This is a genomic window from Paucibacter sp. XJ19-41 (assembly GCF_028462495.1).
Classification (GTDB): domain Bacteria; phylum Pseudomonadota; class Gammaproteobacteria; order Burkholderiales; family Burkholderiaceae_C; genus Roseateles_E.
The window spans coordinates 1-9,851 of sequence record NZ_JAQOWX010000163.1; the positions used below are offsets into that span (position 1 = coordinate 1).

Genomic DNA, 9,851 nt, shown 5'->3' on the forward strand with positions numbered 1-9,851 from the left:
GCATGGCGGGCCACCGCTTCCTGGGCCGCCCGGGCCCAGTGTTCTGCGGCACGGTCAGGGAGGCCGGCGCGCTCGAAGTGCTCGGCGATCAGGCCGGCGAACTCCGCCCCGCGCCCCGCGCTGCGCGCCTCCAGCCACAGCGCGGCGCAGCGGTGTTGCTCGCGCCGGTCATGCTTGAGCACGGTGCCGTAGGTGACGTCATGCAGCAGATGGTGCCGGAAGGCAAACTCCATCGCATCGGCGAAGGCGCCGCCGTCCTGAGGCAGCACCAGCCCGCGCTGGCTCAGCGCGCCCAGCGCTGCCGGTGCATGGCCGTCGAGCGCGGCCAGCGCCTCGTCCCAGAACACGGCGCCGATCACGCTGGCCTGCTGCAGCGCGCGCCGCTGCGGCATCAGCAGCGCATCGAGCCGGGCCTGCAGCACGCCCACCAGCGTGGTAGGCACTTGCAGGCGCTGCAGGCCTCCGGCGGCGAGCCGCCAGGGCGTGGCGGAGATGTCCAGCTCGCCCTGGTCCACCAGCATCTGCAGCAGCGCCTCCATATGGAAGGGGTTGCCGTCGGTGCGCTCGATCAGCAGCGTTTGCAGCTGCTGTGCGGCGGCGCCCGCCGGCTCACCCAGTTGGCGCAGCAGGGAGCGCGCCAGCGTCTGGCGGTCCGTCAGATCCAGCGGGGCCAGCGCCAGGCGGGTGCACGCCGGCCAGGCCTCAGCCCAGCCGGGCCGCCGCTCCAGCAGCTCGGGCCGTGCGGCGCACAGCAGCAGCAGCGGCAGCTCGCCACCGACGGCGCACAGCTGCTCGATGGCATCGAGCGAGCCCTCATCGGCCCAGTGCAGATCGTCCAGCATCAGCACCAGCACGGCAGGCGGCGGCAGCCGCGCGCAGGACAGGCGCAGAAACTCGATCCAGGCATGCAGGGCGCGCGCGCGCAGCTGCCGACCATCCTGCAGGATGCCGGCGATGAAGGGGCTGGCCCGGTAGTCCAGCCCGATCAGCTGGCCCAGCAGCGCGGTCTGTTCATCGGCCCGCTCGCCGAACAGCGGCGCCAGGCCATCAGCCAGCTTGGCCTGGGCCAGCGCCAAGGGGTCGCTGTCCTGCACATCGAAACAGCGGAACAGCAGATCCCGGATCACGCCGTAGGGCTGATGCAGCCCCTGCGGATGGGCACTGGCGTGCAAGGGGCCGCCGCCCGGGGTCGACAGGCCGGCCTCGAACTCGGCCAGCAGGCGCGTCTTGCCCAGACCGGCATCGCCGATGACGGTGATTTGCCGCTGGGTCCGCCCGGCCTGTACGGCGGCCAGCGCGGCCCGCATCTCTGCCAGATCGGCGTCGCGCCCCACCAGGCCGGCGTTGACGGCATCCAGGCCATGCCGCAGCTGCTGCGCGCTGCGCGGGCGCTCGCGCTNCGCGGCCCGCATCTCTGCCAGATCGGCGTCGCGCCCCACCAGGCCGGCGTTGACGGCATCCAGGCCATGCCGCAGCTGCTGCGCGCTGCGCGGGCGCTCGCGCTCGACCCGAAAGGTGAGCATCGGCGCGTCGACACCCTTGATGTGCAAGGCCTGGCCCTGCTGCACATCGAAGCGGTCCTGCACCAGCCGGTAGGTGTCCAGGCTGATCAGCAGCCCCCCGGGCGGCGCACACTGCTCCATGCGCGCGGCGATATTGACCGCGCTGCCGCGTATCGTGCCCTCGGCATCGACGCCTCCGCCCAACAGCACCTGGCCGGAATGAATGCCGACTCTCACGTCAAAGCCTTGAAGACTGTGTTCGTCCTGCACCTGCTGCGCCACGCTGCGGCCGGCGGCCAGCAGCGCCAGACCGCAGCGCAGGGCACGCTCGGCATCGTCTTCCCGCACCTCGTCGGCGCCGAAGCCGGCCAGCAGGTTGTCGCCCGCGTACTGCAGGACACGGCCGCCATGGGCCTGCACCACGCCGGTGAAGCGTGCCATCGCGCCATCCATCACCGCATGGATCTCTTCCGGGTCGAGCTGCTGGCCCAGCGCGGTGGAACCCACCACATCCAGGAACAGGATGCTGACCAGGCGCAGCGCCTGGCTCTGCGTCGGCTCGGAGCCGGCAGCCTGCAAGGCCTGTGCTTGAGCCTGCAGGCCGGCCACCGCGACATCAACGACGGCATCGCCCAGCAAGGCGCGCTGCGACTCCAGCGTCGCGATGGCCGCCTGCAGCGCCTGCAGTGACCGGGGCGGCCCGGCCGCTGGGCCGCTCATGAGCCCTGAGCCTTGCGGCCCGGCCGGGTGTGTGGTGTGGCGGTTGCCGCGGTTCGATGGCGGTTGCACAGACTCATGCTCGGACCCTCGATGCAGCGGCCGAGTTTAGAGGCGGATGGCGCGACCCGGCACCCGTTGTCCCGCCAATCCTGTCCCCGTCTTTATCGACCCGGCCCCAAAACGACTGGCCGGCAAGCCTGTAGCGGCTCCACAGTCGCGCTATGCTGGCTGCGAAAGGACCAGCCGCCATGCGCATCGGAGCACTCAGCCAGGCCACCGGGGTCGATATCGAGACCATCCGCTTCTACGAGAAGAGCGGCCTGCTGCCCGGCCCGGCGCGCAGCGCCAACGGCTATCGCGACTATGCGCAGCCGCATCTGGAGCGCCTGGCCTTCATCCGCCACTGCCGGGCGCTGGACATGTCACTGGCCGATGTGGCGCTGCTGCTGGCCAGCGTGCACAGCCAGGACCCGACCCAGCTCGCCAGTGTCGATGGCCTGGTCGAGGCGCAACTGGCCAAGGTGCGGGCACGCCTGGCCAGCATGCAGGCGCTGGAGAAGCAGTTGGTGGCGCTGAAGGCGCGCTGCGACGCCGATCACGACGCCCATGGCTGCGGCATCCTGGAAGAGCTGGTGGCGGCCGCCCATGGCGAGGCCTGTGCCTGCCATGGGCAGGGAAAGACCTGACCCTTCCCTAGAACTAGGCTCTCGCAAACCCCTGCCCGACCCGAACACCCGTCCCCCAGAATGGGGATGAAGGTAACAGATTGTGCGGTCACGATGAGCACCACCGACTCACAGGGAGAGGGTTGGCCCGAACTGGTTCGAGCCACCAAAACCATTGTGGTGGTGGATGTCGTCGAATCAGTGCGCTTGATGCAGGCCAACGAGGCCGATGTCATCGACCGCTGGCGGCGGTTCGTGCATGAGGTCCGGAGTCAGGTCTTGCCCGCCCATCAGGGGCGCATGGTGAAGAGTCTTGGCGACGGGATGTTGCTGGAGTTCGATGACGTGCTCGCCGGAGTTGCCGCCGCCCAGGACATGCATCGCTCGATGCAGGGCTTCAATCTGGATCGCGTGGCGACTGACTGCCTGCAACTGCGCATAGGAGTGAATCTGTGCGAGGTGGTCAGGGATCATGACGACATCTACGGCAGCGGCGTCAACCTGGCAGCCCGGCTGACTTCGCTGGCCAAGCCTGGCGGCACGGCCATCTCCATGGCGGTCAGGGAGCATCTGCGTGACGGACTGGATGCCGACCTGGAGGATATCGGCGAGTGCTGGGTCAAGAACCTGCCGGAGCCGATCCGAACCTGGCGCCTCTCGAGCACTGTCGCACCGAGCGAGCCGGCATCGACGACGAAGCAAGGCCTGGAGGTGGGTGTCGCCGTCCTGCCCTTCAAATCCCTGGCCCCCGGTGAGACGGACGCGCTGCTCGGCGAACTGGTGGCCGAGGAGTTGCTGACCTGCCTCTCGAAAGTTCCCTATCTGTCGGTCATTTCCCAGCTATCGACCATGGGCCTGGGTCGCCGCAGCCATCAGTCGCCTCAGACGCTGGCCAAGCTGCTGGGCGCCAGATTCCTGGTGCAGGGCAGTTGTGCACGCAGCGGCGATCTGGTTCGCTTGCATGTCGAACTGATGGACGCGCGGTCGCAGCAGGTGGTCTGGGCCGAGTCCACCAGTGTCGACATGGCGGCCGTGCTCAGCGGACAGGCGGCAGCCTTTGCCGAGTTGTCGGCACAAATCTCCAGGGCCCTGGTCGGGCGTGAAGCGGAGCGGGCCTGCACTGCGGTGCTCCCGACGCTGGAAAGCTACGCGCTGCTGTTCGGTGCGGTCGGCCTGCTGCATCGCCTGTCGCTGGACGACTTCAATCGTGCGCGCGAGATGCTCGACCATCTCTGCGAGCGGCATCCCCGCTCGCCGGTGCCGAAAGCCTGGCTGGGCAAATGGCATGTGATGCGGCTCGGGCAAGGCTGGTCACCAGACCCCAAGGAGGACGGTCAACGCGCGCTCTGGCAAACCTCCAGTGCGCTGGACCTGGCGCCCGATCATGCCCCCAGTCTGGCCCTCGACGGCTTTGTAAGCGGCTATGTGCGCAAGGACTTCGCGACGGCCGAGCGGCGCTACGAGCAGGCTCTGCAGGCCAACCCGAATGAAAGCCTGGCCTGGCTCTATCGCTCGGCGATGCTGGGTTACCGGGAACAGCATGATCTGGCGGTGGAGTCGGCCCTGCATGCGCAGCGCCTGTCGCCGCTCGATCCGATGCGCTACTACTTCGATCACTTCATTTCGCTGACCAAGCTGCTGGCCGGCGACTATGCCGGGGCCATCGACTATGGCTTGCGCTCGCTGCGCGGCAATCGCCAGCATGCCTCGACCCTGCGCGCGCTGGTGATGGCGCAAGCGCTGGACGGACAGGTCGAGGCCGCGCGAGCCCATGCGCTGGAGTTGTTGCGCATCGAGCCGGGTCTGACGATCAGCGCCTTCCGCGCCCGCTATCCAGGCCAGCGGCAGGCGCAGGTGGATCGTCTGGCCGAGGCCCTGGCGATGGCGGGTGTTCCGCATTGACCGAGGCAGCCTTTCTGACTTCAAGGGAGCAAACATGAGCGCACTGACCGGAACCACGGGCACAACGGGAACCACCGGCACCACCGGGACAACGGGCACGACGGGTACCATCCCGGCAGTCGTCAACGGCTATCCGGGCTATGCCGGGACGCTGGCGAATACGGTGCTGGGCTGCGGCCTGGATCTGAGCCGGGATGCCATCAAGAGCAGCCTGAAGGAGTTGGCCATCGGCGCCTATGGCCCGGCCCGGCCGCTGCTGCCGGCCACCCTGGATGAGCCGGCCTCGCTGGCGCGCTGGCAGCCGGAGATCCGCCATAAGGTGCTGGGCTGGGAGGTGACCGGCGATCTGAGCTTTGCCGCCGGGAACACCAGCGGTCGGCCACATTTCGAGCTGCGCTGGCAGGGTCAGCCGCTGGTGCGCATCGTGCGGCCCTCGCTGGACGAGTTTCGCAAACAGGCTCTCAGCACGATTGAGCAGCGGGAAAACCTGATCAAAACCGATGCGGTGAAGATGCGACTCAACGAGGTGCTTAGCCAGATCACCCCCGCCTTCTCGTTCTGGAGCGCCATCATCCCGCTGCATCCGGACCGCACGCCCAAGACCCTCGAGTTGGTGCAGCTGGCGCTGGAGCTGGGCAGCAATGTGGTGCTGCGCATCAAGCATGCGCTGGCCTGCCCCCGCCCCTATGAGTTGAACAGCCACTGCCACCCGGCCATCCTGACCCCCGCCCATGGCAGCCTGCCAAGCGGCCATGCGACCGAGAGTTCGACGGTGTCGACCCTGCTGGCCCATCTGCTGTCGGCCACGCCGGGCCATGAATCCGCCGACTATGGCCACGCGCTGCGCATGTTGGCGCAGCGCGTGGCGGCGAATCGGGTGGCAGCCGGTGTGCACTACCGGATCGACAGCATTGCCGGGCAGATTCTCGGCGAGACGCTGGGCGCGCATATGGTGGCGCTGTGTACCGGAGCCCTGAGTGTGCAGCCCTGTGCCTTTGATGGCCAGGGCGACATCGACAACACCGTGATGGAAGTCGCCGGGCCGGCCAGTGCGCAGACCGGGCTTTATCACGCCTTGGGAGAAGCTCTGAGCCCTCCGGTCAACCCGCAGCTGCAATGGCTGTGGAAGGCCGCGCGTGCCGAGTGGGGCTATTGAGCCCGGGAGCGCGCGATGCCTAAATACGAATGGGTGGAGATGCCGGTGGCGCTGAAATGCCTGAGCGACGATCCCTGGGTGCTGTGGCGCTTGCAGCAGCCAGCGCTTGCCAGCCCCGTGCAGCTGCTGTGTGAAGCGGGGTCGACGCTGACGCCGGCCGACGCCCTGGATGCGGCCTGGCAGGTACCGCTGGTCTATGCGAGCGATGCCGTCTTCTTCACGGCCCGACGGCTTGCGGGTGCGGCCCAGGGCAATCTGCGGCTGCCGGGACGCACGGTCGGCGGGCTGGAGGTGCTCTAGCAATGAGCAAGAACACCAGCGACAAGACCGGCCGGCCGCCACCGCTGCTGGCCATCATCGATGACCGTATCGGATTTCTGCATCAGCAGTTTCGTGATGCGCAGGGCCGCAGCCGCATCCAAAGCCTCTGGGACCAGTCGGACACACTGCCGGAGGGCGGCTGGGAACGGCCGGCGCGCTTGGGCTATGGGCGCCGCCTGTGCCAGGACGCGATCAATAACTGCCTGGAGGACCTGGCAAGCGACGGCAACGAGGCGCGCGTCTACAAATCCCTGGGCCAGCCCTGGGAAGACTGGACCCATGGCACCCATGTGCTGGCGCTGATGGCCGGCCGTCTCGACCCGCTGACCCAGGCGCCGGATGCCGCCAGCGAGTTCCCCATCGTGGCGGTGCAAGTGCCGCGCAGCGCCTTCGACAACACCCATGGCAACTGGCTGAACGTCTATGTGCTGGATGCGCTGCACTACATCCTCGACGAGGCACCTGCGCAAGCGCCGGTCATTGTCACCGTCAGTCTTGGCGGCCACAGCGGCCCACACGACAGCAGTGCCATGCTGGACCGGGCCATTGACGACTTGATCGAGCGTGAGGCCGGACGCCTGACCGTGGTCGTCGCAGCGGGCAATAGCCGAGAGGTCGGCGCCCACGCGAGCTTTGTGCTGCCGGCGGCGCCTGCGGGCGGGCAGAGCCGGCAGGAGTTGTTCATCGATGTGGAGCGGGCCGACGAAAGCTCCAACTTCGTCGAGCTCTGGGCCCAGTTCGACTCCATCCATGCCGAGTTGCTGAGCTTTGAGCTTGGTCCGGTGAATGGAAACTCTGTGTCCGTGGCCGCATCCTTGGCCGGCACCGCCGTGCGCGTGATGCGCCGCGAGCCCGCCAGTGCGCCAATCGCGATGCTCTATGTCTCGCCCCCCGGAGGCGGGCCCAATGGCCTCAGCGGTATCCAGGCCTGGGTCGGGCTGGCGCAGGGCCTGGCCGGCCCTGGCGATGGCTGGCCGGCCAATCCCTACGGACGCTGGCGCATCGCGGTGATCAGCCAGGCACCGGTTCCGATCGCCGTGGACGCCTGGGTCGCGCGCGATGATGGGGTGGGTACCGGCAATACCCAGCAGCGCCGCCACCTGTCGTTTCGCGCAGAAAAGACATCGGCCGGTCTGATCAGCCGGGACCGGACCTTGAGCAGCCTGGCCTGGAGCCGTCATGCGGTGGTGGTGGGCGGCTACGCCTACGATTTGGAGAGCGGGATTTACAGCCTATGTGAAGACAGCGCCGCTGGCCGGCCGGATGCCAGCGCCGGGCAGCGCCGCGGCCCCGACCTGTGCGGGCCAGCCTTGTTCACGCGGGGCCCGAGCGAGCGGAGTGTGGGCCGGGTCGGCTTCTTCTCACCGCGCCCGATGGCGCCCGACCCGGAAGCCGGCGCACCGACCCGCCGTGGCACCTCGCTGGCGGCGCCTGTGGTGGCGCGACGGCTGGCCGGGCTGCTCGCCGACAGAGGATATTTGAACAAGGCAGGGCTGCTGCAAGCCCTGCGTCAGCAGGCCGCGAGCGCACCCGTTGCAGAGCCCGAGCACAGCCACTGGGTTTCGGACTACTGGCTGGCATTGAGTGCTGTGCGGCTGTAGCGCCCGGTGCTCAAGTTCTTGTGGGGCCGAGCCGATGTAGAGTGTGGTCCAGCAATTCAGGCCCGCATCCCGGCGGGCCTTGCTTTGTCCACACCTCCATGCGCGTCTGCTCGCTCTCTTCCGTCAAGAACCGCATCGTGCTCGGTCAGCCGCTGCCGTTCAGCGTGCGCGATGCCAGCCGCATGCTGCTGCTGGCACGGGGGCAGGTGATACGCGACGAGGCGCAGCTGCAGGAGCTGTTCGAGCGCGGCGCGCTGGTCGAGGTCCAGGAGCTGGCCGAGGCGGTGCAGCCCTCGCGGCGCGAGACGCCGGCGCAGCGGCTGGCACGGCTGCCGGCCGACTGGGACCGTGGCAGCCGCGATGTCAGGCAGGCGCTCGGTGCGCCCATCGCACAGCTGGCGAGCGCCATTCACAGCACCACCGATCTGCTGCTGTCGCTGATCGAGTGCTCGCCCGATGTGGCCTTGTCCCAGGTGGTGCGCCAGCCCGAAGCCGGTGCCGGCCACTATGGCGTCAGCCACTCGATCCACGCCGCCACCGCCTGCCAGGCGGCGGCGCGCTATCTGGGCTGGACCGAGGCCGAGCAGCGCCGCGCCTTCCAGGCCGCGCTGACGATGAATCTGGCGATGATCGAGCTGCAGGCCCGGCTGTCGACCCAGGTCTCGCCGCTGACGGCCAAGCAGCGCGAGGCCATCAACGAACACCCGACCCGCAGCGCCGAGATGCTCAGCGAGGCCGGCATCACCGACACCGACTGGATCGAGGCCGTGCTCAAGCACCATGAGCTGGCCGATGGCTCCGGCTACCCGAACGGCGCGACCGATATCAGCGAGCTGGCCGAGATGCTGCGCTTTGCCGATGTCTACACGGCCCGCCTGTCGAGCCGCGCCAACCGCCCCGCGATGAGCGCCCAGCAGGCCGGCCGCGAGCTGCATCAGATGGCCGACGCCAGCCCGCTGGCCGGCGCGTTGATCAAGGCCTTCGGCATCTTCCCGCCGGGCAGCGTGGTCCGCCTGGCCTCGGGCGAGCTGGGCCTGGTGGTGGGCAATGGCGAGAAAGCGCATCAACCGCGCGTGGCGGTGCTGATCAATGGCGCCGGCGAGCCGCGCCTGAACCCGGTGCTGCGCGACAGCGCGCGCGGCGAGCACGCGGTGGCGGCCCTGCTGCCGGTGCAGGCGCTGCCGATGCGGCTGTCCGACGAGCAGGTCGCCGGCCTGATCGGGGCGGTCTGAGCCTGCGCCGCCAGAGGTCGTCGCCGCGCCGGGCGGCAAAGTCAGGGACATGACAGAAGGGGATCCGTCGCCCCACAATCCGCCGATGTGGCAACTGAGGCTCCTGGGCTCCTGTCGGCTCGCAAGCGATGCCGCAACGGCCGCCGCATCCCCCAAGGCACAAGCCCTGCTGGGCCTGCTGGGATGCGCCGGCCCCGCCGGCCTGACGCGGGAGTATCTGGGCAGCCTGCTGTGGGAGGAAGTGCCACGGGATCGGGCGCGGCAGAGCCTGCGCCAGCTGCTGAGCGAGCTGCGACGCGATTGCCCGGTGCTGCAGATCAACGGCGGCGAGCAGGTGATGCTGGACCCCCGCTGCGTCGGCGTCGACCTGTGGCAGTTCGAGCCGGCGGCGCGCTCCGCCGATCCGGAGCAGCTGCAGCTGGCCGCCTCGCTCTATGCCGGCCCGCTGCTGCAGGGTGGCGCGCTCATCAGCGAGGGGTTCGAGACCTGGCTGAGCGGCGAGCGGACCCGCGTCGAGCGTCTGGCCTGGGCCGCGCTCGAACGGCTGGCCCGCACGCTGCTGGCCGCCGGGCGCCACGAAGCGGCCGTGCCTTGCCTGCAGCGCTGGCTCGAACTCGACCCCGGCAACGAGCTGGCACATCGGCTGCTGATGCAGACCTGGGCGACGCTCGGCCGGCGCAGCGAGGCGCTGGCCCAGTACGAGCGCTGCGCGACGGTGCTGCGGCGCGAGTACGGCACGGCGCCGCAGGCCG

General features: G+C 69.1%; 8 protein-coding genes. 7 read left to right on the top strand and 1 reads right to left on the bottom strand.

Going from position 1 to position 9,851, the window contains the following annotated elements; translation table 11 throughout:
- On the bottom strand, window positions 1-2,222 hold a 2,222-nt coding region (locus PO768_RS26190; RefSeq protein WP_272648396.1), incomplete at its 3' end, for an ATP-binding protein.
- Between the two features lie 248 nt (window positions 2,223-2,470).
- Between PO768_RS26190 and PO768_RS26195 the strand changes: the two genes are divergently transcribed.
- The 7 genes from PO768_RS26195 to PO768_RS26225 all read left to right on the top strand — a co-directional run.
- The gene (locus tag PO768_RS26195; protein WP_272648397.1) at window positions 2,471-2,908 is read left to right on the top strand and encodes a Cd(II)/Pb(II)-responsive transcriptional regulator; all 438 of its coding nucleotides are present in this window, start codon (window positions 2,471-2,473) and stop codon (window positions 2,906-2,908) included.
- 93 nt (window positions 2,909-3,001) lie between these two features.
- Window positions 3,002-4,789: an adenylate/guanylate cyclase domain-containing protein gene (locus PO768_RS26200; RefSeq protein WP_272648398.1), complete on the top strand. Its 1,788-nt coding sequence runs from the start codon at window positions 3,002-3,004 to the stop codon at window positions 4,787-4,789.
- A gap of 34 nt (window positions 4,790-4,823) precedes the next feature.
- The gene (locus PO768_RS26205) at window positions 4,824-5,945 is read left to right on the top strand and encodes a phosphatase PAP2 family protein (RefSeq protein ID WP_272648399.1); all 1,122 of its coding nucleotides are present in this window, start codon (window positions 4,824-4,826) and stop codon (window positions 5,943-5,945) included.
- 15 nt (window positions 5,946-5,960) lie between these two features.
- Window positions 5,961-6,245, top strand: coding sequence for a hypothetical protein (locus PO768_RS26210; protein WP_272648400.1), 285 nt, complete (start codon window positions 5,961-5,963; stop codon window positions 6,243-6,245).
- A 2-nt stretch (window positions 6,246-6,247) separates the two neighbouring features.
- Window positions 6,248-7,867, top strand: coding sequence for a S8 family serine peptidase (locus PO768_RS26215; RefSeq protein WP_272648401.1), 1,620 nt, complete (start codon window positions 6,248-6,250; stop codon window positions 7,865-7,867).
- Window positions 7,868-7,965: 98 nt separating this feature from the next.
- Window positions 7,966-9,099 carry an HD-GYP domain-containing protein gene (locus PO768_RS26220; RefSeq protein WP_272648402.1) on the top strand — a complete coding sequence of 378 codons (1,134 nt, stop codon included), beginning with the start codon at window positions 7,966-7,968 and terminating at the stop codon, window positions 9,097-9,099.
- Between the two features lie 85 nt (window positions 9,100-9,184).
- Window positions 9,185-9,851, top strand: a 667-nt coding sequence (locus PO768_RS26225) for an AfsR/SARP family transcriptional regulator (RefSeq protein ID WP_272648403.1), incomplete at its 3' end; no start/stop codon positions are given.